Source organism: Collinsella sp. CM84Y_54, assembly GCF_036317945.1.
GTDB lineage: Bacteria > Actinomycetota > Coriobacteriia > Coriobacteriales > Coriobacteriaceae > Collinsella.
This window is the reverse complement of the sequence record NZ_JAWQCX010000003.1, coordinates 237,890-262,865: the sequence shown is the minus strand read 5'-3', so window position 1 is coordinate 262,865 and position 24,976 is coordinate 237,890. Positions and strand designations below refer to the sequence as shown.

25 protein-coding genes are annotated in these 24,976 nt (G+C 56.9%); 22 read left to right on the top strand and 3 right to left on the bottom strand.

Annotated features, from left to right (window positions below; translation table 11 throughout):
* The first annotated feature begins 77 nt into the window (after positions 1-77).
* The 7 genes from V2391_RS06340 to V2391_RS06310 all read left to right on the top strand — a co-directional run bounded on the left by V2391_RS06340 (position 78) and on the right by V2391_RS06310 (position 5,981).
* Entirely contained in the window at positions 78-926 is an 849-nt protein-coding gene (locus tag V2391_RS06340) for an aldo/keto reductase (protein WP_329738641.1), read from the top strand.
* Positions 927-997: 71 nt separating this feature from the next.
* On the top strand, positions 998-1,132 hold the full coding sequence (locus tag V2391_RS06335; RefSeq protein WP_329738640.1) for a flavodoxin: 135 nt from the start codon (positions 998-1,000) through the stop codon (positions 1,130-1,132).
* Between the two features lie 105 nt (positions 1,133-1,237).
* Positions 1,238-2,089, top strand: a complete 852-nt coding sequence (locus V2391_RS06330; RefSeq protein WP_329738639.1) for an aldo/keto reductase — start codon at positions 1,238-1,240, stop codon at positions 2,087-2,089.
* Positions 2,090-2,133: 44 nt separating this feature from the next.
* On the top strand, positions 2,134-3,297 hold the full coding sequence (locus V2391_RS06325) for an iron-containing alcohol dehydrogenase (RefSeq protein ID WP_329738638.1): 1,164 nt from the start codon (positions 2,134-2,136) through the stop codon (positions 3,295-3,297).
* 516 nt (positions 3,298-3,813) lie between these two features.
* Positions 3,814-4,443: a class I SAM-dependent methyltransferase gene (locus tag V2391_RS06320; protein WP_329738637.1), complete on the top strand. Its 630-nt coding sequence runs from the start codon at positions 3,814-3,816 to the stop codon at positions 4,441-4,443.
* Positions 4,430-5,035, top strand: coding sequence for a class I SAM-dependent methyltransferase (locus V2391_RS06315; RefSeq protein ID WP_329738636.1), 606 nt, complete (start codon positions 4,430-4,432; stop codon positions 5,033-5,035). Before V2391_RS06320 ends, V2391_RS06315 begins: the two co-directional genes overlap by 14 nt.
* Before the next feature lie 115 nt (positions 5,036-5,150).
* Positions 5,151-5,981, top strand: a complete 831-nt coding sequence (locus V2391_RS06310) for a class I SAM-dependent methyltransferase (protein ID WP_329738635.1) — start codon at positions 5,151-5,153, stop codon at positions 5,979-5,981.
* Positions 5,982-6,281: 300 nt separating this feature from the next.
* Here V2391_RS06310 and V2391_RS06305 read toward each other — a convergent pair whose 3' ends face one another.
* Together V2391_RS06305 and V2391_RS06300 are read right to left on the bottom strand one after the other, a co-directional pair.
* A complete protein-coding gene (locus V2391_RS06305; protein WP_329738634.1) occupies positions 6,282-6,953 on the bottom strand; it encodes a DUF3800 domain-containing protein in 672 nt (223 codons plus the stop codon).
* 134 nt (positions 6,954-7,087) lie between these two features.
* A complete protein-coding gene (locus tag V2391_RS06300) occupies positions 7,088-8,230 on the bottom strand; it encodes a helix-turn-helix domain-containing protein (RefSeq protein WP_329738633.1) in 1,143 nt (380 codons plus the stop codon).
* A gap of 222 nt (positions 8,231-8,452) precedes the next feature.
* Here V2391_RS06300 and V2391_RS06295 point away from each other — a divergent pair, with 222 nt between their 5' ends.
* The 15 genes from V2391_RS06295 (at position 8,453) to V2391_RS06225 (ending at position 23,309) form a co-directional block, all read left to right on the top strand.
* Positions 8,453-8,677 carry a hypothetical protein gene (locus V2391_RS06295; RefSeq protein WP_329738632.1) on the top strand — a complete coding sequence of 75 codons (225 nt, stop codon included), beginning with the start codon at positions 8,453-8,455 and terminating at the stop codon, positions 8,675-8,677.
* Entirely contained in the window at positions 8,655-9,725 is a 1,071-nt protein-coding gene (locus V2391_RS06290) for a site-specific integrase (protein WP_329738631.1), read from the top strand. Before V2391_RS06295 ends, V2391_RS06290 begins: the two co-directional genes overlap by 23 nt.
* Before the next feature lie 5 nt (positions 9,726-9,730).
* Positions 9,731-10,108: a plasmid mobilization protein gene (locus V2391_RS06285; protein ID WP_329738630.1), complete on the top strand. Its 378-nt coding sequence runs from the start codon at positions 9,731-9,733 to the stop codon at positions 10,106-10,108.
* Positions 10,109-10,242: 134 nt separating this feature from the next.
* Positions 10,243-10,476, top strand: coding sequence for a hypothetical protein (locus tag V2391_RS06280; RefSeq protein WP_329738629.1), 234 nt, complete (start codon positions 10,243-10,245; stop codon positions 10,474-10,476).
* Positions 10,477-10,504: 28 nt separating this feature from the next.
* On the top strand, positions 10,505-11,443 hold the full coding sequence (locus V2391_RS06275) for an AAA family ATPase (protein WP_329738628.1): 939 nt from the start codon (positions 10,505-10,507) through the stop codon (positions 11,441-11,443).
* 168 nt (positions 11,444-11,611) lie between these two features.
* Complete coding sequence (locus V2391_RS06270; RefSeq protein ID WP_329738627.1) at positions 11,612-12,019, top strand: hypothetical protein; 408 nt, start codon at positions 11,612-11,614, stop codon at positions 12,017-12,019.
* A gap of 55 nt (positions 12,020-12,074) precedes the next feature.
* Positions 12,075-12,515, top strand: a complete 441-nt coding sequence (locus V2391_RS06265) for a hypothetical protein (protein ID WP_329738626.1) — start codon at positions 12,075-12,077, stop codon at positions 12,513-12,515.
* Positions 12,516-12,517: 2 nt separating this feature from the next.
* Positions 12,518-13,948 carry a relaxase MobL gene (mobL, locus tag V2391_RS06260; protein WP_329738625.1) on the top strand — a complete coding sequence of 477 codons (1,431 nt, stop codon included), beginning with the start codon at positions 12,518-12,520 and terminating at the stop codon, positions 13,946-13,948.
* Between the two features lie 12 nt (positions 13,949-13,960).
* A complete protein-coding gene (locus tag V2391_RS06255) occupies positions 13,961-15,832 on the top strand; it encodes a type IV secretory system conjugative DNA transfer family protein (protein WP_329738624.1) in 1,872 nt (623 codons plus the stop codon).
* A gap of 247 nt (positions 15,833-16,079) precedes the next feature.
* Entirely contained in the window at positions 16,080-16,433 is a 354-nt protein-coding gene (locus tag V2391_RS06250; RefSeq protein WP_329738623.1) for a hypothetical protein, read from the top strand.
* Between the two features lie 457 nt (positions 16,434-16,890).
* Positions 16,891-17,073: a hypothetical protein gene (locus V2391_RS06245; protein WP_298628315.1), complete on the top strand. Its 183-nt coding sequence runs from the start codon at positions 16,891-16,893 to the stop codon at positions 17,071-17,073.
* Positions 17,070-19,403 carry an EcoAI/FtnUII family type I restriction enzme subunit R gene (gene hsdR / locus V2391_RS06240; RefSeq protein ID WP_329738622.1) on the top strand — a complete coding sequence of 778 codons (2,334 nt, stop codon included), beginning with the start codon at positions 17,070-17,072 and terminating at the stop codon, positions 19,401-19,403. The genes V2391_RS06245 and hsdR overlap by 4 nt, the downstream gene beginning before the upstream one ends.
* A gap of 15 nt (positions 19,404-19,418) precedes the next feature.
* The gene (locus tag V2391_RS06235; protein WP_329738621.1) at positions 19,419-20,897 is read left to right on the top strand and encodes a class I SAM-dependent DNA methyltransferase; all 1,479 of its coding nucleotides are present in this window, start codon (positions 19,419-19,421) and stop codon (positions 20,895-20,897) included.
* On the top strand, positions 20,898-22,478 hold the full coding sequence (locus V2391_RS06230; protein ID WP_329738620.1) for a restriction endonuclease subunit S: 1,581 nt from the start codon (positions 20,898-20,900) through the stop codon (positions 22,476-22,478).
* Between the two features lie 33 nt (positions 22,479-22,511).
* Complete coding sequence (locus V2391_RS06225; RefSeq protein ID WP_329738619.1) at positions 22,512-23,309, top strand: tyrosine-type recombinase/integrase; 798 nt, start codon at positions 22,512-22,514, stop codon at positions 23,307-23,309.
* On the opposite strand, the gene V2391_RS06220 is transcribed toward V2391_RS06225, so the two are convergent.
* Complete coding sequence (locus tag V2391_RS06220) at positions 23,296-24,723, bottom strand: restriction endonuclease subunit S (protein WP_329738618.1); 1,428 nt, start codon at positions 24,721-24,723, stop codon at positions 23,296-23,298. The genes V2391_RS06225 and V2391_RS06220 overlap by 14 nt on opposite strands.
* Positions 24,724-24,976 lie beyond the last annotated feature (253 nt).

Below are 24,976 nucleotides of genomic sequence, written 5' to 3'. Positions count from 1 at the left end.
CATTCCAACGTGAACTTCTCGCACGTCAGTAAACGCCGTAGCCTTGTATTCGAAAAGTCACCATTAAGGAGGAGACCATGGAGTATCTGAAGCTCAACAACGACGTAGAGATGCCCATCGAAGGTTTGGGCACCTTCCTCATGACCCCGGCCGAGGCCGAGGCGGCCGCAACCGCCGCGCTCGCGGCTGGCTACGAGCACATCGACACCGCCAACGCCTACATGAACGAGCGCGCCGTGGGCCGTGCCATCGCCAAGAGCGGCATCGCGCGCGACAAAATCTTCGTCTCCACCAAGCTCTGGCCGAGTGTCTACGACGCGGACATGCCGGCGGTGGACGCCACGCTCCAGCGCCTGGGGCTCGACTACGTCGACATGCTCATCCTGCACCAGCCGGTAGGCGACTACCTGGCCGCGTGGCGCACGATGGAGGAGGCGTACCGCGCGGGCAAGGTGCGCGCCCTCGGCCTCTCCAACTTCCCGCAAGACAAGATCGCCGAGGTCATCGAGGTCGCCGACATCAGGCCGCAGCTCGTGACCGTTGAGCGCCACCCCTACCACGCCCAGCGCGACCTGCGCGCCTACCTCGCGCCGTACGGCACGGTGATCGAGGCGTGGTACCCGCTCGGCCACGGCGACAAAGGTCTTCTGGAAGAGCCCGTCTTCGTCGCTCTCGCCGAGAAGTACGGCAAGACCCCGGCCCAGGTGATCCTGCGCTGGCACGTGCAGATGGGCACCTCCATCATCCCCGGCTCCAAGAACCCCGCCCACATCGCCGACAACGCGAACATCTTCGACTTCTCCCTCACCGAAGACGAGATGGCCGAGATTGCCAAGCTCGACGGGACCATGACCTACTACACCGCCACTGAGGAAGCACTCGCGGGCTACCTGGCCATACGCCCCGATTTCGACTCGCAGGAGTAGCGCTCAGACGATAACGGACCAACCAAGCCGCCGCCGAGGACCAGTCGACTGTCGAGGACGAGCCCGCCGCAGTGCCCGCTGCAGACGGCAACGTCCTCGTGGCCTACTACTCGGCACAGGGCCACACCGCTGTCGTAGCTCAGACCATTGCCGACGAGCTCGGCGCCGATCTCTTTGACGTGACGCCTAGAACCCGCGGGTTATAACCCCGTGCGCACCCCAGCGTTATAGAACCCTCACCAACGGAAACTTCCGCCGGCGCGGCGCCCCTCGTATGGTGGATACGTCAAGTTGCGAGGAAGGAAGGTACCATGGACTACATCACCTTGAACAACGGCGTCAGGATGCCGCAGCTCGGCTTCGGCGTGTACCAGATCCCAGACGTCGCGGAATGCCAGCGCGCCGTGGAGGACGCGCTCTCGGTCGGCTACCGGCTGCTCGACACGGCCGCGAGCTACGGCAACGAGGAGGCGGTCGGGACCGCCATTCGTGCGAGCGGCCTGCCGCGCGACGAGGTGTTCGTGACGACCAAGCTGTGGATGTCGGATGCGAGCTACGAGGGGGCCAAGCGCGGCTTCGACGCGTCGCTCAAGCGGCTGGGGCTCGACTACGTCGACCTCTACCTCATCCATCAGCCGTTCGGCGACGTCTTCGGCGCGTGGCGCGCCATGGAGGAGCTCTACGAGCAGGGCGTTATCCGCGCCATAGGCACAGCTAACTTCTACCCCGATCACCTCGCAAACCTCATCTCGTTCAACCGCATCGCCCCCGCCGTGAACCAAGTCGAGTGCAACGTGTTCTTCCAGCAGCGCGACGCACAGGAGTATATGGCCGGCAAGGAGGTAGCCATGGAGGGCTGGGCACCCTTTGCGGAGGGCAGAAACGACCTCTTCCGCAACGAGGTCCTCGCTCGCATCGGCGAAGCGCACGGCAAGACGGTCGCCCAGGTCGTGTTGCGCTGGCTGCTGCAGCGCGGTGTGGTCTGCATCCCTAAGAGCACGCACCGCGATCGCATGGAGCAGAACTTCGACGTCTTCGACTTCGCGCTGGGCGACGACGAGATGGTCGCCATCGCCGCGCTCGACACCGGGCGCAGCGCGTTCTTCGACCACCACGACCCCGCCACCATCGAATGGATGTCCGGGCTCGTACGCAACGTGTAGACGAGCGGTCAGACCGCACTGATAACTTACTAGGAGGAATTGCCATGAACTCATTCACGTACGACTACCCGGTCAGGAACTACTTCGACGAGGGGGCCATGGACCAGGCACTCGACGCCGAGATGGTTGCCATGGGCAAGACAGTGATGCTCGCCTACGGCGGAGGCTCGGTCAAGCGAACCGGCGTCTACGGCCACGTGGTCGATAAGCTCACGAGCGCGGGCAAGCGCGTGGTGGACTTCGGCGGCATCATGCCCAACCCGACCTACGAGAAGTGCCAGGAAGGCGCCGCGCTCGCACGCGAGGAGCAGGTCGACTTCATTCTCGCCGTCGGCGGCGGGTCGGTCTTCGACTGCTGCAAGGTGGTCTCCGCGCAGGCGATGCTTGACGAGGACATCGAGACGTTCGAGCACGCCGACGGCAAGATGCCGAGCTCGTTCATCCCCATGGGCTGCATCGTGGCGCTCTCCGGCACGGGCGCCGAGCAGAACAACGGCGCCGTCATCACCAACGAGGAGACGCACGTGAAGGGTGCCTTCTTCGGCGCGCTGCCCTCGTGGGCGGCGCTTGACCCAGCGCTCACGCTCACCGTACCGCACGCGCAGTTCATGAGCGGCGCGTTCGACACGCTCTCGCACTGCATGGAGAGCTATTTCGGAAGCCCGCGCGGGCGCAATGTCACCGATGACATCAACCTCGCCATCCAGCGTAACGTCATCCGCAACATGCGCGTCATCGCGGACGACGACCAGAACCTCGATGCCCGAAGCGAGCTCGTATACGACTCCGCCATGGCCGAGAACGGCGTGCTCAAGATCGGCAAGTCAACGGACTTCCAGGCGCACATGATCCAGCACCAGTACGGCGCGTACACCCACACCAACCACGGAATGGGCCTCGCGGTCATCCACCCTGCGCTCTACCGCCACCTGGCCCCCGAGGCGCCCACGCAGTTCGCCCGCTGGGCGCGCGAGGTGTGGGGCGTCGACGCCAAGGGCAAAGACGACCTTACGGTGGCGCTCGAGGGCATCGACTGCCTACAGACGTTCATCGGCGAGATGGGGCTTCCCACGAGCTTCGACGAGATGGGCTCCGACGCGTCCGACGAGACGCTGCACAAGGTTGCGGACACCTGCGTGCTCACCGGCGGCTGCGCCAAGAAACTGGAGCGCAGCGAGGTGTTCCAGATTCTGACCGAGTGCCTCTAGATCGGCGGTGGATCCCGATCCGCCCGCGCCGAAGGAAACAGGAAGGCTCCTCGTTTTTTACGAGGGGCCTTCTGAGTTTTTGCCCGATTGTGAAACCATGTGACTTGCAGGTGCGACGGTTCCGAAACGTCCCCATCGGTCGCCATCGGACCGTACGAAACCGTATGAAATACAAGAACAAGTGTTCTATTACTGTTCCCGCTCAGTGACTAATCCAATCCGAGTATTGTCGATGCGTGTCGCGTCGTACCGCCCGAGAGCTGATTCGTGCGCAATTTGAGCGAATCAGGCCCTTGATTCGCGGTTTCGGGAATGACTCAATTGATTCGCAAAACCGCAGGTCGCTCCTTTAATCACTCCCTGGTTTCCGCCGGGGTTCGTAGCGGGCGGCGTGAAAAGGGGTGATTCAAAGGGTCGGAGAGATGCGTCTTTGCCAAGACAATAAGGTTAGCCTTAACTTACTTCATGATTCGTGTGTTATGGTTAGATGGCTCTAACTTTTTGGGGGCGATAGCCATGCACGAACGCAAGGACTTCTGGGACAAGAATGCCGGTCGGTACAACCGTTTCATGCGAAACGACCGGGCGGCGTATGAGAAGATGTATGTGCTGATCAGGCCGGTGGTGAAAGCAAAAACCGTGCTGGAAGTCGCCACCGGCACGGGGCTTATCGCAAAGAGCATCGTGAATGTGGCGGCGCACATCGAGGCTACGGACGCTTCTGCAAAGATGATCCTTGAAGCAAAACGGGACAATCAATCCGCAAAGCTGCACTTTTCCGTACAAGATATGTTCCGCCTGCCCTATGCACAGAAGTCCTTCGAAGTGGTGATCGCGTCCAACGCGCTTCACATAGTGCCGCATCCGGAAAAGGCCCTGCAAGAAATCAGGCGGGTGCTGAAGGACGACGGCGTGCTCATCGCGCCAACCTTCACCCACGCGGGGAACTCGGTTCCCGGCAAGGCAAAAGCCTTTTTCATGAGTATGGCGGGATTCCCCCTCCATAGCAGATGGACAAGCGAGGAATACCTGTGTTTCCTGCGTCAAAACGGCTGGTCGGTGCAGAAAAGCGCGGTGCTGAAGGCCTCGTTCCCGTTGACCTATGCGGAATGCACAAAATCGGAGGGGCCAGATGTCGTTCTTTGAAAACACCCGCAAGCCCGTGGGCCTCGGCGGAAAACTTATGGTTGCAATGATGAATCTGGGCCACGGCCCTGTGGCGCGGTGGGGACTTCGATTTCTACGACTTGCGCCAAACGCCAAGGTGCTGGATTGCGGCTGCGGCGGCGGGGCGAACATAAAACGGCTGCTGGAAAAATGCCCGCATGGCGTCGTCAAGGGCATCGACTATTCGACCGTCAGCGTGGAGAAGGCTAGAAAGCTCAACCGAGTTGCAATTCAGAAGGGGCGTTGCGCCGTTCTGCAAGGCAGTGTGGCGGATATGGTGTTTGAGGATAGCTACTTCGATGCTGCCACGGCCTTTGAGACCGTCTATTTTTGGCCTGATTTGCCCCGATGCTTCCGTGAGGTCTGGCGGGTGCTGAAGCCGGGCGGGACAATTCTTATCTGCAACGAGAGCAATGGCGATACGGACAAGGACGAGAGGTGGACGCAGATCATCGGCGGCATGACCATCTACAAGGACATTGAATTAAAGGCATGTCTGGAGCAGGCGGGTTTTCACGAGGTGCAGATATGCAAAAAGAAAAGGTGGCTCTGCGTCACGGCACGTAAGTAAGGGCGTCAAGCACGGGCATTTTTGCATCCATCCTGCACATGGCGATAGGCATGACGGTCATAGCGGCTGTGCTGGCGACAATTATGACAATTTTTATTCACTGAGGAAAAAACCTATGAAATGTAAAATTGAGAAAAACACCGTGCAGGAGACGCTGATCCTTCCGCTGTATTCCCGAAAGCTGTGTACGGAGCTGTACCCGAACCTTTACAGGGATGAAACAGCGGTTCGTCTACTCGACCAGATCGACTACGACTTTTCAGAGGCAGAGAAAAACTCCCGCAGCCTGATGCAGCGCTTTGGTGCGCTGGAGGTGGCCATGCGGCAGGGTGATCTTGCTTTCGAGGTGCGGGATTACCTGAAAGGCCACCCCAATGCGGCGGTGGTCAATCTGGGCTGCGGGCTGGACAACACCGGCAGAACCTGCGACAACGGTAGATGCAAGATTTACAATCTGGACTTCCCGGATGTGATTGCCTTGCGGCAGCAGCTGCTACCCGCCGGGAATCAAGAACAAAATATCCCCTGCGACCTGAAAGACACCGCATGGTTTAGCAAAATCGATGCCTCCGGCGGGGCGGTGTTCTTTGCCTCCGGGGTGTTCTATTACTTTCTGACCCAGCAGGTCCGGGAACTGGTGCGGGGGATGGCGGACGCTTTCCCCGGCAGTGTGCTGGTCTTTGATGCTGCCAATCGGACGGCGGTAAAGATGATCGCAAAAACATGGCTTAAGACTGCAAAAATCAAGGATGTGGGGGCATATTTTGCGGTTTCGGATGCCGCCAAGGAAATCGGCACGTGGAACAGCCGTCTGCAGGTCACAAGTCGCGGCTATATGCTGGGCTACAACGATTTGAGAGACCCTTCTGTCAGCGGCTTTTTCCGGTTTCTCGCAAGGGTCGGTGACAACGGGATGAAAATGCAAATCGTGAAAATAAGATTTTGAGAGACAAAAATGAAGCGCGCTCACTTTGACGTTGAAGAAGACGGCTTTTACGGCACATATTGGGCGTGCAAGGACACACATACAGCAGCGGGCACGGATTCGATTGAAACCGTGCCCGCTATCTGATACTATATTATTTTATCGAACGTCTGTTCTACTCCCACTCGATAAGAATACTTCTATTATCGGTGCGCTGACATGGTGCTTCGTATCAGGAAATGCGGTTTCGTCTCATTCGTGCACATTTTTCTGGTACCCAAAATGTACCCAGTGCGAACAAGTAGGATTACGCGCAGGTTGCTACAGCAGCTTTTTGCGAACTTTCTTGAGCCAGTTCTTCTTGAAGCTGCTGCGTGCGCCAAAGAACCGATCGTCAGTCTTGGTGGCTTCTTTCGCTCCGAACTTCAACGCCGTGAGCTCGATCGTGCAGATAAGGTCGGCTGCTTGCGCAAGCCGGTAGTCTTTGGGGCTTCCGTCTTTGTACATGACGGCGTTTGTTGACAAGGCGTACTCCACGGCGTCGTGCAGGGCTTTGGTCACGACGTACTGGCCGTCATCGTAGTAGACCTTCACTTTGTCGAATTCTTGCAGGTAGCTGAGATTGTCGAAGATGAGGTTCACGATGTCGCGTCTGATTCTCGCACCAAGAGCGGCGCTGTCGGGAAACTCGATTTTCCTGTATGAAAACGTATGATACTTTATGGGCAGGTGCTGGAGCATGGTGAAGAAGGCCTGCAGCAGCCGCTTCCTGTCCTGGATGTCCATGCCTTCGTAATCGTCATGGCCGTTCATGAGCGGGCATGCGTGCAGTGGGATGTTGGGAAGGCCCTTTGTACGCAAGTCGTTCTCATAGATGCTGATCGGTTGGGAGATGCTGTCATCCTGCTCGTGAAAAACCAGCGTTAGCAGGTAGTACTTCGATTCCGTTCCGCTTTCGCCCGATTCGTCGGCGAACAGGCTGATTTCGAGCATGGGCTCTCCTTGCGAGATAAAAAATGCCGGGGGACAACCCCCGGCTCCTGGAAGCCCTTTCTTGCGAAAAGACCAAGCTCAATATCCCATATTTTTATCTGACTGGCAAGAGGCTTTGAGCATGAGTTAGTAAATTATGCACGCAAAAAGCCGCCTTTGTACCTGTAATCGTACGGGTCGTATTCGCTGCGCCTTGCTGTTTCGATAAGCCTTCCGCCGTCGTCTGCAACGCCTTTGTCTATGATTACGGTCTCGTAGCGTGTTCTTCCGACGTAGGTGTGCTTGAAATCGCCGTGGTCCATATCGCCCTCAGGGTCGTAGACGTCTTTCCACTCCTGATAATCGAAGGCTGCTGTCCCTTTCTCGATTTCGCTCAATTCGTCAGCCCATTGGTCGATTATCTGCTCGAGTCCGGCTGCGACCGTTCTAAGTACGGGGTCTCCGTTCTCGAGTTTGTCGGGGATTAGTCCAAAGGTGTTGGCGATTTGAAAAAGCGCGTGGGCGGCTTGGACTGGGCTGCCGAAATCGAAGAACGTCAAAGCTCCTTCGGTGACGTTAAGCGCCAAGGAGAGGACTTTGATCTGCGAGGTTTTTGGCAGGCGCTTCTTCTGCTCGTAACTTCTGATTGCAGATTTGGTTATCCCTGTAATATTGGCGAGATCGTCCTGCGTATAGCCCTTTTTCTCGCGAAGACGTCGAAGGGTCGAGGCAAACTGTATGTTGGTCCATGGTTCGATAGCCACCCAGTCATACTCAACGCGTTCGTATCTTAACGGGAAGTTGGCAGGGTCGTAGTCTTGTGCGAATTGGTCTTTCCATTGTTCGTAACGAAAAGCCTCAATGTCGCCGTTTTTGTAGTTCAGGTATTGCGTCGACCATTTCCTCAGAAAGCTGTTCATGAACTCGTTGCTGGCCGTTAGGTAGGCAAATCTCTTATCGGAGGAATGGGGCTTAAGGCCGTAAACATCACCTAGTTGAATCAAGACGTTTGCGGGCATGAAGTCGATATCGTAAATCCGAAGAGCTTCAGGGCGTATGTTGAAGGCTTTCGCCAATGCTTCAAGATGGGCCTCTTTGGGCGTTGAGCGCATAAGCTCATAGTTTTGCACCGCTGATTCGCTGATTCCTGCGCGTTTGGCGACTTCTGCCTGAGTTAAGTGCATCCTGAACCTTAAATCGCGAAGCTTCGCTGAGATGAGACGTGATTGCCATCGCTTTTTGGCGAGTGAATGCGAAAAATCGCCAATCGTGTCTTGAGCGAAATCCCACAGGCTCATTCTGCTTCCTCTCTGTTCTCAAGTGTCAGTACGTGATGTAAATCATTGCAGGTTTTATTGAGCTGAAATGATAGCTGTTTTTGTATTTCCGCTCAATTCTGTCCTACTATGTTGCAACACGTTAAAAGTGTGCTACTTTATCAATAGACGCTAAAAGTGTCTGACTTAACTTTGACAAACGACTGAAGTGTCAAGCGATCAATCAAAAAGGAAGGAGAAAATATGGAAGCATCCAGCAGACTTGTTGGCGCGGATTACGTTGCGACAAAGCTCGATGTGTCAAAGCCGACGGCCTATCGAATCATCCGCTCGCTGAATAGCGAGCTCGTGGCCGCTGGCGCGCGTGTTATTCCCGGGCGCGTCAACTTAGAGTATTTGGAAGCAACCTACTTCGCTCAACCCTCGAGGGGCGGTGTGAAGCGGAATGGCGGTGTCGAGGTCGACTAACGGAACCTGGGAAGTCCAGTGTTGGTACCGCGACTGCTTCGGTGAACGCCACAAGAAGCATAAACGGGGATTTGCGACCAAGGCCGAGGCAAAGAAATGGGAACGTGAATGTCTGCTGAAGGCTGAAGGGTCTCCGCAGATGACGTTTTCGGATTTCATTAAAGTTTATGAGGCCGACAAGAAGCCTCAGCTTAAGCTGAACACATGGTTGACGAAAAAAGCCATCATCGAAAAGAAGATCTTGCCTTTCTTTGGACCAAAGAAGCTTAATGAGATCACCGCGCAAGATGTCATTACCTGGCAGAACGCTCTGGCTAAGGCGGTAATCCCGAGCACGGGAAAGCCTTATAGCAAGACGTATATCCGCACTGTGGCAAACCAGCTTAGCGCAATCTTGAATCATGCCGTCAAGTATTACGGCCTGGCAAAAAGTCCATACGCAAAGGTCGACAAGGCCAAGAAGGCCAAGCCTTTGAATGTCGATTTTTGGACCAAAGACGAGTACCTGAGGTTCGCCAACGCCATCATGGACAAGCCCTTGTCGTTTACGGCGTTCGAGTTGTTGTACTTTACCGGGATTCGTGAGGGAGAGCTTCTGGCGTTGACGCCGAGCGACTTCGACTTCGACAAGAACTTGCTTCGTATCACCCGCTCCTACCAGCGCATTCATGGCGAAGATGTCGTCACTGACCCAAAGACTGCGAAATCGGTACGCGCGATCGCCGTGCCCGACTTTGTCATCGATGAGGTCAAGGAATTCATCACGCTCGAAGGCATTCAAGCGGATGAGCGCATGTTTAAGGTTACGAAGAGCTATCTGTACCGTGAAATGCGCCGCGGTTGCGCGGTTTCGGGCGTGAAAGTCATCCGTATCCACGACATCCGACGTAGCCACGTGTCGCTGCTCATCGACCTTGGGTTCAGCGCGTTGGCCATTGCCGATCGCATGGGCCACGAGGCCGTTGACATCACGTACCGCTACGCGGACCTGTTCCCCAACGTTCAGACGGACATGGCAAGAGCTCTCGAAAATCTGGAAGGGAGGTGAACGACATGAGCCAGATGAACCTTGACCAGCATGGTCGCCATCGTAATGTTACCGTCGCGTTTCGGGTCTCGCCTGAAGAGGCGAAGCTCATCAATGCGCAGGTAGCCATGAGCGGCATGACCAAGCAAGATTACATCACCTCGCGTTTGCTTAACCGCGAGGTGAAGGTCGTGCCCAGCAGTCGCCTGCAAAAGGCGTTGTGCGAGCACATGGACGCGGCCTACCGTGAGCTGCGCCGCATCCGCGATGGGACGGGCATAAGTCCAGAGCTCGAAGCGACGCTCGTGATTCTGGCGAAGACCTTCGCCGCCTTGGGCGTCGAGCCCGAAACCGCGGACGTAGACAAGGAGGATGCCGCCGTCAAAGCGATGGCGCGCCGTTAGGAGAAAGGACATGATGCCTATGGAACAGGCAACCCAGCAGCAGGAACCGGCGCTCGTCCCTGGAAAAGACGCGCCGGCCCCCGCGCCGAAGCGCATGATAGCGCATCGCCACCCCGCAATCGAGAGGGTGGACCATGGAGACTAGCTACTTTTGCAGCCTGGAGGAGCAGAAGCGTCTGCTTGCCCGCCACGGTTTCGACCACTGGCCGGATGAAGGTGAGCTTCTCGGCTATTTGTTCGGCTTGGAGGACAAACTCGATGCCTTCTGCCAGGCTATGGGCTTTACCATGGCTCGCGACTATCGCGGTCGTTGGTGCGTTTGCCGCGCCCCGCAACAGGTTGACGGCGGTGATTGCTATGCTCCCTAAGCCCGAGTCCATCGGGGCACAAGAGCTTATGGAGGAAGTCCTGAAGCCACCCGTGTGGTTGGTGGAAGGGCTTCTGCCCACGAGCTCCACCAACCTGCTCTGCTCACCGCCGAAGTTCGGAAAGTCCATCCTCTGCCTGCAGCTTTGCCAGAGCGTGGCGATGGGTCAGCCGTTCCTTGGGAAGGCCACGGTGCGGGCGGGTGCGATCTATCTTTGTCTGGAGGACACCAAGTACCGCCTGCAGCATCGCCTTTGGGCCCTCGCCGACGAGAGCGTGGACGACTTCCGCCTGGTGCCACAGGCGGCCACACTCGCCGAGGGCCTCATCGGCCAGTTGGAGGGGCTGCTGCTCGACTATCCCGGCACAAAGCTGTTCGTCGTGGACACGCTTCAAGTGGCGCGCGGCAACTCCGGAGACTACAGCTATGCCAACGACTACGCCGATCTTCGCCAGTTCAAGTCTTTTGCCGACCGCCATGATGTCTGCGTGCTGATCGTGCACCATCTGCGCAAGGCGGAGAGCACCACCGACCAGTTCATGGACATCAGCGGCACCACCGCAATCAGCGGCGCAGTCGACGGCATGATGGTGATGCAGAAGGAAAAGCGAAGCTCTTCGGACTGCAGGCTCTCGGTCACGGGGCGTGACGTCGAATACGCCGAACTCGTGCTCCGACGCGAGGGCATGCGCTGGGAGTTCGTCGAACAACTCACCGAGGCCGAAGCGTATGAAGCAAGCGTTCCCGATTCAGTGAAGGCCATCGTCGGCTGGCTTGCCGACGGGGTTTGCCGCTGGTCTGGAACCGCCAGCGAGTTGATCAAGACGGTTGACATCGATGGCGTCAGCCCTGCGGTGCTGGGCAAGCAGCTTGCCCAGCACAACGAATGGCTTCGCCGGCAGGGCGTATCGCTTGGCCGACGTCGCACCGGCAGCGCTCGAAGCATCGAGCTTTCGTTGCTGCCGTGACGGCAAATGACGGCGATGACGGGAATCCGGCACAGAAGCGCACCGTCATCGCCATATCGGATTCGTTAAAAGCAAACGGCAAGTGACGGCCGTGCCTGGCGCGTATGTGCCGTCACTCCCGTCACTTGCCGTCACTAAAACAATCGCTTGCAGAAAGAAGGACAAACCATGAGTAACGTCAAGCGTATCAACTATCACGTAATCGCCGATGGTCGTACCGTCCAGCTCGAGGAAGGCGAATGGGTCATCGTCAATCCCGACAAGGCGGCGGAAGCCCAGTCGATCTGCGCCGTGAGCGTGCGCAACGCACCCGAGGGAACGCCACGATTCGCATACTTCCTCGTCGGCAAAGAGGTCAACGAGCTTCGTCGCGACCCCGATTTGAACCGCATCGACGAGGAGATCGCAAAGGTATGGCCGGGGTATCGTGAAATCCTGAAGCAGAAAGTCGAGCCCGTACCCGACGGCAAGGGCGGGTACGCCAACGTCGACGAGTGGCGCAAAGCCCCCGAACCCGGGTATTTCGACCTGGCCGGTTACACCGAGTATTGGGTTGCGGGCAATCAGGAAGGCTAGACGCGCGGGCGCGGGCTGCGGTTCGCGCCCGTTTCACATCAAGGAGCAAAATACCATGGCAACGAAGAAGAAAGTGCGCAGTCTGCGCATCGACCCGGTGCTCGACAATCGCATAACCTCATACGCCGCAGCATCTGGGATGAAGGAGTCGGATGCCGTACGCGACTTGCTGGAGAAGGGCCTTGCCTGTGCGTCCCTCAGCGTGTTCGCCACTCCGGTAGGCAGCTTAGTACGCAACGTTATCGAAGCGGAATTTACCCTCATGCGCGAGGATATGGACAGTCGCAACGACGCGCTGGAGGAGCGCGTAGCGCGCGTCTGCAGCCGCGGTGCGAAGGCCAGCCTGCAGGCGGCGGCCATGCTCAACGACGTCTCGCGTGCCATCATCCCCGCTTGGAAAGACGTCTCCGCAGAGGAGCTCTGGTCCTTTTACGCCAAGCAAGGCGGCGAGCTGCAGGCCGGCCGCGCGTACGCCGACGTCAAGCGTGAAGGCTAGCGATGCCGGGTTCGAAGATCGTGGTCAACCACCGCGTCATGCTCTCGGGCTCCGCAGGCCACGGCGCGATTGGCGGCAACAGGCTGCTCTATATCGCCAACAGGCCCGGTGCTGTCATCATGAAAAGCGAAGACGATTTGCGCATTGGGCGCGAGAACGAACGGATGGCGAAGCTTGGGTACATCGGCTATAGGCCCGGTTCGGTGGCCGAGCCAAACCACGGCCACGCGCTGTTCGATGCCTGCGGCGTGCCGGAGCGTGCGAGGATCCAGCGCGAGCTCAAAAGCACGGATTCGGCAATTATAACCAGCGTGGTGACCGTGCGCCGCGAGGACGCTGAGGAGCTCGGGCTCACGACAAAACAGGATTGGGAGCGCCTGCTGCGAAGCCAGTGGTCGAAATACGTGGAGTCATTGGGAATCATGGAGCCGCAGAACATCCGTTGGGTGGCGGCCTACCACGTCAATCAGGAGAACAACCTTCACTGCCACGTTTTCACTTGGGACGAATCGGGTTGTTACAACGAGTTGCTCTCAAAGCGAAGGATGATGCGGGCCAACGACGCCATGCGAGCCGCCGTCTTGAAACCCCAGCGCGACGAGCTGAGCTTTGCGCGCACCCAGGCCAGGGACGAGCTTGTGGCGCGGATAAGGGACGTAGCTTTTGACGATGCGCAGAGGAATGCCGTGCTTGAAGCGCTGCCGGACGACGGTTCGCTGAAATATGCGAAGCTCGCCAGATTTCATTCGGCCGCTGCCGCCGAGGTGGATACAGTGGCGAAGCAGGTTATCAAGGCAGATGCGCGTATGCGGGAGCTGCGCGCTAGTTACGAAAAAGCCGTCTTGGGCCATGCCGAGCTGAAGGGCCTCGAGGGGGCGGCCCTCGAGGCCTACGTCTCGGCGGCGCAGGCCGATTTGAAGACGAGGATCGGGAACGCGCTCATCTCCAACATCAGGAACGCCGAAAGCGCTGCAATCGCCGACAAGCCCGAGTTGGAAGTCGAGCTGAAGACGCGGATAGAGCTGGGGCCGCACACTCGCAGGCGAGCTAGGCAGCTCGCCGAAGAGATTTCCAGCTGCCTCAAGGACGATGAGGTGGAAGGCCTTTCGGGTGCTCTGCTTGCAGATGCTTGCATCGGCAAGTTTCTGCGAACGGACACGCTGCGCAGCCTGCCGGGCGTCGGCAAGGAGGCCGATGCCGTTCGATCGTCGATTCTGACGAACGCGCGAGGCGTTGCCATGCTAGCAAGGCAATGCCTCTCCAGCGAAGGGAAGGGCGACTACGGCGACGAAGCTGGTAGAAAGGCCCTTGCCCTGACCGCTCGCACGCTGGGCGCGGCTATCGCCCACGCTGAGCGTCTTGCGCCCTTGCGCGAACCGAAGTCTCCGCTTGAGATTCAAATACCCGTCCATACCCCCGTCCCAAAGTTGTAAGGAGGAATTTCCTTGGCTAAGCAGAAGGGTTTCAACAGACTTCCGCACCCCCTCGCCGAGTTCGCGCTCTATACGGTTTTGTTTGAGGTTATTGCGTTCCTGGCGGTCAAACTTTGCTATCCGACGTTCGCAAGCGATGTTCTATTGCCAATGCTTGCGCGGCTCTCAAGCACGCTTGCACCAGCGGCGAAGGCGAAGATCGCCTTTCCGGACGAATCGGGTGCCCTTGCCTCAGCGGCTATTGCCGCGATAGCCGCAGCCGCGGCGCTTGCCTCCTACAGCTACCGCACCTTCCACAATGGCGCATGGCTGGGCGAGAAGCCGTCGTCGAACAGGTCGCACGGGTCGAGCCGCCTGGAGTCGCGCCCTATAGTCTTGAGGCGCGAGTTCAACGTGTGCAATGCAGATAAGGCTTTCCCGGGGCTCGTCATAGGCGGCGTGGGCTCCGATGGGAAGCGCCTGCTCGTCGACGACATCAAGCATGCGCTCGTGATCGGCGGCACCGGTGCGGGCAAGACGACCAGCTGCCTCTTGCCGACGCTGGTCAATTTCGTGAATTCCGGGTCTTCCTTCATTGCCCTTGACCCCAAGGGCGAGCTGCACGACGTCACCGGGACCTATGCGGAGGGGTGCGGCTTCAAACGTGTGTGTATCGACTTTTCCGACGCCTCCAGAAGCGACGGGTGGCTGCCGCTACAGCCTGCAATCGACTGCGCGAAGGGCTTCAACGGCAGGTCTCCGTCCGAGCTGGCCGCCGAGGTGCGCATTCTGGCCGACACGCTCGTGCCCGAACGTCGAGAGGCCGCAGCGATATGGACCCAGGCGGCGCGCATACTGTTCTCGGGCGTTGCCGCCTACGTGGCGCAGAGCCCCGACGTGCCGGACGACGCTCGCAACCTGTCAACCGTTGCGGCCGTCGCCGCAATGGACCAGGGGCGGCTGCAGCGAATCGCCGAGGAGCTTCCTGCGGGCTCGTCGGCAAGACTCTCACTTGAACATGTCGCCTACGCCCCGGCCGAGACCTACGGCGGTTTCCGCGTGAACCTCGCTGCTGTGCTCAACGTCTACGCCGACCCCGCCGTGAGCCCCATGCTTGCAAGGAGCAACTTCTCGGTTGAGGATTTTCTCGATAGCAATGTGGCTCTGTACGTCAGGTTCAACAGCTCGTCGACCGCGTACGATGCCCTGGTTGCGGCGTTCGTCTCGCAAACCATGGACGGCCTGCGCCGCCTTGCTGAGCGGCGGTGCGGCGGGACACTCGAACGTCCCGTGTGCTGGATTCTCGAGGAGTTCCCGCAGCTGCCGAAGATACCCGGGTTGCAAAAGGCCGTTAGCATCGTTCGCTCGCTCGGCATGCACCTCGTGTTCGTATGCCAAGATCGGTCGCAGGTGGAAGCGACGTACCGCGAGGACGCGCCCGGCATCTTCAACAACCTCGACACCACGCTGTTCCTGGCCGCCAACGACGCCAAGACGTGCAAACACTATTCCGACCAGCTCGGCTGCTACACGGTGGAAACCAAGACGAGGTCGACCAGCAAGTCGTCCAACGGGGGCGGCAGCAGCACTTCCGCAAGCTACCACGAGGCTAGGCTCTTCAGGCCCGAAGACCTCGCCAAATGGGATTGGCGGACCGGCCACCTCGTCATCAAAGGCGGGCGGGCCTACGCGTGCAGCTCGCTCCCGATCTCTAAGACGTACACAGGCGACGCCATCGGTCTTGGCGGCAGGGAGCCCACCGCCGCGATGCGCGCGAGCATGGCCCCGGCCCGCGAAGCGAAAAACGTCGAACCTGCCAAGGTATGGCGTATCGGCGATACCGCAGAAGTCGAAGGCGATATCGCCCAGGCAATCGCCAAGGTGTCTGACCCGCGCTTCTCGTGACTCTCGTTGCCAGGTTTGCCGCCGCCATCGGACTTGGGTCACGCCTTGCGCCCCTGATGCCCTATAGGATTGCACGTCGTTGCAGCCGCGCAAGGCGCGAAAACTTTTCCCGAACCCGCTTCGCGGAACCGTGAAAACTCAAGCCTTGCGGTTTCGCTTGGCTCCTTGCGCGCGCCGCTTTCCGACGAGCGCCATGCAGGGCACAGGGCCCGAAAGGCGGGCTCCAAAGCCTAAGGAGGCAGGCATTATGAACAACGCAAGCGAGCTCAAGCAGAAGGCGATCGAAATGACAACGCAGCTTCTGGAGCGCAAGGGCTATCGAATCATCGACAGGTTGTCTGGCGAATGCATCAGCTTGGTGGCAGCAGATGATGGCGACATCGTTTTCGCGAGAGTCATCGCCAGAGACGCAAAAGAAAAGGGGTTTCCCGCTTGGACCATGGACCGGAGGATGGCGGAGAACGATGCCATCGCCTGGCTCAAGCAGCAGGGCGAATCGATTCCCGATAGCCGAATCCGCTTCGACGAGATTGCCCTCGTGGTCTTCGACGGCGGGAAGGCCATGGTCCGGCATCACATCAATGCCCTGGGAGAGGCCTAGCCTCCCTTGCGGCCCTCTCGGGGCGGCCCGCTTCGGCGGGCCTTTTTCGTGTTCTGCTCCGTCTCGGTCTCATCATTGAAAGTTTTGGCAGTGCGACCAGGGGAAGCTCGCGCCGCTTCCCCTAGCCCCATCGCGCCCAAGGGCGTGCCTTGGGAATCCCTGTTTGCAACTTCCGCGCCGGTTGGGCGTATGGGATATATCAGCCCCTGTAGGTGCTGACATGCAGGATAAGTATTCCGCCTACGGCGGGTGCGCTGGCAGGCGAGCCTGCCACGGGTTTGGGCTGGTCGCACAATCAAAGCACCTCCTATAGGCACGTTTACGCGATTGCCGTAAACACAGTGATGCGACTACGTTTTAGGAAAGCTGCAGGTCAAAACTATCGATATGCTAAACTTATATAACAATGATGCAACACGGCATCCGCATTGCAACCTGAGCATTCGAAGGACGGGCAATGGACGAAATCGAACTCAAGCAGGAACTCCTGAACGGCAAGAAGACCGACAGGATTATCTTCGCCGTCACTCCTGATCTCAAACGTGCTGTAACTGAAATGGCAAAACGGGATTGCGTATCCGCAAGCGCGTTCATCTCGGCGCTGCTGGCCGAAGAGGTAGTGAGGAGGGCTGCAAAGTGAACGAGTCAGATGTGCGCCTGAAGTCGATCGATCCGGCACTCAAAAGAAAATGGGATGCCGACAGGCAGATATTTACTGAATACTACTTCACCGACGGCGAGATCGTCGTTCGCAAGGGGCTCCATACCCGAAAGAAGCCCAAGAAGGCCGACTATCTGCTCATGTATAAGCGGGACATGCCTATCGCTATCGTTGAGGCAAAAGACTCGGATCATACGGTCGAGGCTGGCCTGCAGCAGGCGATGGATTACGCAATTGCCCTGGATGTACCTTTCGCTTACAGCTCGAACGGCAAGGGCTTTGCTGAGCATGATTTCACTACCGGTAGGGTTCGCCGTCTGAACATGGATGAGTTCCCCTCTCCCGAGGAACTGTGGGCTCGCTTCTGCGCTTCGAAGGGCATCGAAACGCAGGAAGCGGAAGAGATTATTACCGCGCCCTATTATTACGAGCATGGCGGCAATTCGCCCCGCTACTATCAGCGAAACGCCGTCAACAGGACCGTCGAGGCCGTGGCGAGCGGCAAAGACAGAATCCTCCTCGTCATGGCCACGGGCACCGGCAAGACCTATACGGCGTTCCAAATCGTACACCGCCTGCGCGAGGCTGGCATGGCCAGGAAGGTCCTCTATCTTGCCGACAGGAACATCCTCGTCGATCAGACCATAGACGGAGACTTCAAGCCGCTGCGCAAGGTAATCACGAAGGTCGAGCATCGCAAGCTCGACCCGGCGTACGAAATCTACTTCGCACTTTACCAACAACTCGTCGGTACCGATGGCGAGGAGATATTCAGGGAGTTCAGCCCCGAGTTCTTCGATCTCATCATCGTAGACGAATGCCATCGCGGCAGCGCGGCCGACGATTCTGCCTGGCGCAAGATACTCGAGTACTTTAGCTCCGCTGTGCAAATCGGCATGACGGCCACCCCGAAGGAAACGAAGGATGTGTCGAACATCGATTACTTTGGGGAACCTGCGTACACGTACTCGCTGAAGCAGGGAATCGAGGACGGCTTCCTTGCCCCATACCAGGTTGTTCGCGTGAAACCGAACGTCGACGTCTATGGTTGGCGTCCGCACGCTGGAGCCGTCGATGACAACGGAGAGCTGATTAGCGACCGTGTTTACGAGAAACAGGATTTCGACCGCGAGCTCGTTATCAAGGAGCGAACGGAGGTCGTGGCCAAGAAGATAACCCAGTTCCTTAAGGAAACGGACAGGTATTCGAAGACGATTGTTTTCTGCGTCGATATCGACCATGCAGAGCGAATGCGCGAGGCCTTAGTCAATGAGAACAGCGACATCGTCAAAGAGCACCCTACTTACATCATGCGCATCACCGGCGATTCGAAAGAAGGCAAGGCGAAGCTCGACGAGTTCATTGACCCCGACGAGAAGTACCCGACGATCGTCACGACTTCGAAGCTGCTTACTACGGGCGTGAACTGCAAAACCTGCAAGCTTGTCGTGCTGGACAACGTCTACGGCGAGCAGGGAATGACGGAGTTCAAGCAGATTGTTGGCCGCGGTACTCGCATCTGCGAGCCGTACGGCAAGCTGTACTTTACCATTCTTGATTTCCGCGATGCGTCGCGTATGTTCGCCGACCCGGCGTTTGACGGCGAGCCGGTGCAGGTGTTCGAACCTGCACCCAGCGGTCCTATGGTGCCCGACACCGACGAGCCGGACAGCCCTCCCGACGTTTCGCCTCTGCCCAATCCCGACAATGTATTGGATGATGGCGAGACGGACATCGATGGCAAACGCGTTAAATATTATGTTCACGGTGTTCCCGTCGAAATAGCCTCCGAGCGAGTTGAGTATTATTCGGTTTCTGGCGAGCTTGTCACGGAGAGCCTTAAGGACTACACACGGAAAAACATCCGCGGCGAGTACGATACGCTCGACCATTTTCTTGTCGTTTGGAACGCCGAGGACCGCAAGCAAGCGATTATCGACGAACTGAGGGATCGCGGCGTGTTCCTCGATGAGCTTCGCAAGGAGTCCGGTCAAGATCAAATGAGCGATTTTGACCTCATCTGTCACATTGCTTACGACCAGAAACCGCTCACGAGGAGCGAAAGGGCCAACAACGTGAAGAAGAAGGGCTATCTGTACGAGTACACCGGCCTTGCACGTGATGTGCTCGAGGCCCTTCTCGACAAATACGCCACTTCGAACCTCATCGATTTGGATGACACCAGAATCCTCGACCTTGAAGAGTTTCGGCGCTTTGGAAGCCCTATGAAGATTTGCAAAGCGTTCGGTGGCAAGAAAGAATTCATGTACGCGGCGCAAACGTTGGAGAATGCGCTTTACTCGGCTTAGGAAGGCTTTTGAAGCATGGCTTTAGGATCTCTCGTCAAAACCCTCCAGAACATCATGCGAAACGATGCGGGCATCAACGGCGATGCCCAGCGAATTGAGCAGATGACATGGTTGTTCTTCCTGAAAATCTATGACGCGAAGGAAGAGGAATGGGAATTTCACGACGATTCGTATGAGTCGATCATCCCCGATCGTTTGCGCTGGCACAGCTGGGCGCCTGACGCGAAAGACGGCAACGCCCTTACCGGCGATGAGTTGCTGGACTTCGTCAACAACGACCTATTCAAGACTTTGGCGAATCTTGAGCTTGCCCAAGACGCGCCGTTGCGACAAGTGGTTGTAAAGGCGGCGTTCACCGACGCTAATAACTACATGAAAGATGGCATCCTGCTCCGTCAGGTTGTCAACGCGATCGATGATGCTGTGGACTTCACCGAATACAAGGAGCGCCATGCGTTCGGCGAGATTTACGAGACCATCCTGAAGGACTTGCAGTCTGCGGGCAACGCGGGCGAGTTCTACACGCCCCGTGCTGTTACCGATTTCATGGCCGAGATGCTTAATCCCAAGCTCGGGGAATCTGTTGCTGACTTCGCGTGCGGAACAGGTGGATTCCTTACAAGCGCATTGAAGCTGCTGGCGAAGCAGGTGAAAACGCCCGCAGACCAAGAGCTCTATTCTAAATCGATCTACGGCATCGAGAAAAAGCAGTTACCGTATCTTTTGTGCATCACCAACATGCTGCTGCACGATATCGACAACCCACAGGTTTTCCATGACAACTCGCTCGAACACGACGTTCGCGATTACCGCCACAAAGAACGCGGCCAGTTCGACGTGGTACTCATGAACCCGCCGTACGGCGGGTCGGAAAAGGCATCTATTCAGAACAACTTCCCAACAGCCCTTCGCAGTTCGGAGACCGCTGATCTGTTCCTTGCGCTCATCCTGTATCGCCTCAAGAGAAACGGCCGTGCAGCGGTTATTATCCCTGACGGCTTTCTGTTCGGCCAGGATGCGGCGAAGGTCGAAATCAAGCGCCGCCTCGTCGAAGAATTCAATCTGCACACCGTCGTGCGCATGCCTCAGAGCGTCTTTGCGCCCTATACCCCCATTACCACTAACATCCTCTTCTTCGACAACACGAAGCAATCCGAGGGCGTGTGGTTCTATCGCATGGACATGCCAGACGGGTATAAGCACTTTTCGAAAACCAAACCGATCAAGTCCGAGCATTTCAACGATGTTCGTAGCTGGTGGGCGAATCGCGAGGAAATCGAAAAAGATGGTAACCCCAAAGCCGAGCTCTATACAGTTGAGGAATTGCGGGCAGGAAGCTTCAGCTTCGATTTGTGCGGTTACCCGCACGAGGAAGAGGAGATTCTACCTCCCGACGAGCTGATTCGCGATTATCGCGCTCGTCGCGCCGCACTCGATGCCGAGATTGATAACAAGCTTGCTCAAATTTGCGAGATTCTCGGAATCGAGGCATAGATGAAGGCGAAAGACCTGAAGAACTCGATTCTGCAGATGGCGGTCGAAGGCAAGCTCGTGCCGCAAGACCCCACGGACGAGCCTGCAACCGTGCTGCTTGAGCGGATTCGTGAAGAGAAGCATAGGCTTATAGCAGAAGGGAAAGCAAAGTTCCCCAAGGGCGGCGAAAGCGTCATCTACACCGCTTCCGATGGCTCCCCCTATGAGAAGCGGGTGGACGCCAAGGGCCGTGTGCTGAGCGATGAGCGCATCGCAGGTGAGGTGCCGTTTGAGGAGCTGCCCGAGGGCTGGGTTTGGGCGAGGCTGGCGGGAGTTGCCTCGATTCAATTAGGCAAGATGCTTGACAAGCAAAAAAATGAAGGCGAGCCTGTGCCATACCTCGGAAACGCTAATGTCCAATGGGGCGAATTCGATCTTGCCAATATAAAGACAATGCGCATGAATGAGGCAGATCGCGCAAAATTTGCACTCGCAAATGGTGACCTGATTGTCTGCGAGGGCGGCGTACCGGGCAGATGCGCAATTTGGACATCGAACAAAACGATGTACTATCAAAAGGCACTTCACCGAGTTCGCTGCGATAAAAGACTTTTACTCAATACATACTGCGAGTTGTATATTCGCCTTATAGTTCAGTCGCATATTTGGGATGGTTGTTTTACGGGGACAACAATTAAGCACCTTCCCGCGCAAACGCTGTCAAGCTGGGTTCTGCCCGTCCCGCCCCTGGCCGAACAGCGCCGCATCGTCGAGCGTGTAAACGAGCTCATGCCCCTGGTCGAGGAGTACGGGAAGCTCGAGGACGCCCGCGAGGAGCTCGACGCCACATTGCCCGGCCGCTTGCGCAAGTCCGTGCTGCAGATGGCGGTGCAGGGCAAGCTCGTGTCCCAGGACCCCGCCGACGAGCCCGCGAGCGCCCTGCTGGAGCGCATCCGCGAGCAACGCCGCCAGCTCATAGCGGAGAAGAAGATGAAGGCCCCCAAGGGCGGCGAGTCCGTCATCTTCCGCGGTTCCGATGGCCGCCGCTATGAGAAAAGAATAGACGCCAAGGGCCGCGAGTCCGACCCTACCTGCATCGAGGACGAGATTCTGTTCGAGATTCCGGACAGCTGGGAGTGGGCGCGGCTGGAAAGCATAATATCCCTCTTATCCGGAACCGACCTAAAGCCCAATCAGTATAACGATCGGCATGAGGGTATTCCCTACTTAACAGGGGCATCTAACTTTTTGGACGGTTCCCTCATCGAAAATCGTTGGACAAGCGAGCCGACACGTGTTTCACGCAAGGGCGAGCTTCTGTTCACTTGCAAGGGCACCATTGGAGAAATGGCAGTTAACACTTTTGATGAGGCCCACATTGCACGTCAGATTATGGCGATTATCCCATCAGATGAAGACATGCTGCCTTACTTGATTATTTTTTTGAAATCTATGGTGGAATACGTTAAATCAAGCGCAAAGGGGGTAATCCCGGGTATTGAACGCAACGCTTTATTGAGCGCCCTCATTCCCGTACCGCCCAAGTCCGAGCAGGCTCGCATTTCTGAGAAACTAGCCTCTCTTTCCAATTTGATTTCATAGTTGTTTTCATGGCATCGACGAAAGGACGATGCCATGAAAACGTTTGCTCAGTATTTGCGGGAAAAGGGTTACGCAGAGAACACAATCATTTCTTATACATTTGCGATTGACCAGCTAACCAATAGAGCTCAATCTCTTACGAACCAGTCACTTCTTGCGCATAAGGAGTGGCTGGTTTCTTCGTTTGCGCCAAAGACCGCCAACAACCGTATTGGCGCGATAAACGCTTACTTGGATTTCATCACATTTGACGGAATCAGGCTCAAAGGAGTTCGCATTCAGCAGAAGCCATTTCTCGACAATGTTATAAGCAATGAACAGTATGCCCGGATGAAAGATGGCTTGAAACGCGACGGCGATTGGTTCTGGTATTTCATTGTCAGGTTTCTTGGGTGCACTGGTTCTCGTGTAAGCGAGCTGAGGCAGTTCAGGGTTAGCCATGTTGATGCTGGCTATATGGATATTATCTCCAAAGGGCAGAAACTCAGAAGAATTTGGGTTCCGATGACTTTGCAGCAGGAATGCGCCACATGGAAGGCCGGCTCAGCTTCGGGTGACCTACTATTTCCTGGTAAAAACAACAAAGCCATTACCTCGCGAGGCATATCTCTTGGCTTGAAACGCAGCGCCCTACGCTATGGTATTGATCAAGATGTTGTATATCCGCACTCGTTCCGACATCTGTTTGCGAAGAATTTCATTGCACGTAACCCCGATATCGCTCTCCTTGCCGACCTTATGGGACACGAGAGCATAGAGACAACCAGAATCTATCTGCGGCGCACCGCCAACGAGCAGCGCGCCGCAGTAGACGCGGCTATTGATTGGTGACGAGTGACATAAACTCGGCGACGCGTTCAACAATGCGGTGTTGCTCGGCGAGAGGAGGAATCGCTATTAATGCCGAGTTCAGAGATGCCTTCGAAAGGTTGTAGAAAGCCTGCCCGGATTTCTTGACTGACGATTTGCAGAAGGAGATGTGAGCCGGAGAGGCTAAGTATCTATGGAGATACTCAGAGTGACATGGGTCTATTAAGAACGGCGTCAGGAAGAAAACGAAGCCGCCGCAGACGGTGTTGCCATCCGTATTTCTGATGATTGCCGTTTTACCAACGTTCTCAAGACTAGTCACTGAAGGAGTTAATATCTGTCCATCGCGTAGAAGTATATTATCATCCACAAACTCTGCGGATATCATCACGTCGTTGTTTTTGATAAGGGGCTCATCTTCCTCACCGATGTTGCCACCACGAAGTACCCTGATCATTTTTTCGCCTTTTACGGCAAGATTGTCCTTCTTGTAGCCAAGACCGCTATTGAGCTGAAGGACAGATGACAGCCGTGCCCACTCCCAGCTGTCTGGGGTCTCGAACGGAATCTCGTCCTCTATGCAGGTGGGCTCTGACTCGCGGCCCTTGGCGTCGACTCTCTTCTCATAGCGGCGGCCATCGGAACCGCGGAAGATGATGGACTCGCCGCCCTTGGGGGCCTTCATTTTCTTCTCGGCGACAAGCTGGCGGCGCTGTTCGCGTATGCGCTCCAGCAGGGCGCTTGCGGGCTCGTCGGCGGGGTCCTGCGGCACGAGTTTTCCTTGTACCGCCATCTGCAGCACCGACTTGCGCAGGCGGCTTGGCAGGGCTGCGTCCAGCTCTTCGCGGGCGTCTTCGAGTTCCCCGTATTCTTCAACCAAGGGCATGAGCTGGTTGATGTGCTCGACGATGCGGTGCTGTTCGGCCATGGGCGGGAGGGGAACAATTAGGTTGGATGCTTTAGTGGCGCTCAACCCTTCTTTTGTTGCTCCGACCTGCCCGGCCATTATTGCCGCCTGGATGAGAGGGGAAACGATTGCAATATGAAGATAGTGATTAAGAGTGTTGTCGACAGGACGCATGATTAGTACGTGCTGGTTTACATCGGCTTCCTCAAACGGATTGGGGACAATCGCGCAGCGGCCTATTGAGGCACCTGTGATGTTAAGCAGTATGTCGTTTGGCAAAACGTGGCTGCCGCGTTTTTTAAACAATGAATATGCAAAATGTGCGACGTCCTCGAGTTTAAGCCCTTCGTTGTGAACGTTTTGGGACCTTATTAGAAGCGGTCCTTCATCTTGGTAAACCTTGCGACCGCCAGCGGGAGTGCTGCCTGAGCCCATCTTAGTAAATAGCGTCGATAGCCTCGCCCACGCCCACCCCTTGGGCAGCTCCTCAAGCGGCGCTTCATCCGCAATGCACGTATCGCTCAGCACGTGCCCCTTGGCATCAACGCGCTTCTCATAGGGGGAGCCATCGGAAGTGGTAGAAGAATAACCAAAAGACCAGGTAAATAACCAAAGTGGGTACCAGTGAAGGCCGGTGGGTACAAATTGGGTACCAGAGAAAAACTGGCAATCCCGCAATTTGACTGAGAGGGAACCATGGTCGCCGTCGAATAGAACCATGTTGAGGGGGTGCGCCGATAGAGCTTAATCGATATGCAGAAGCATTGTTTTCCCTGATTAA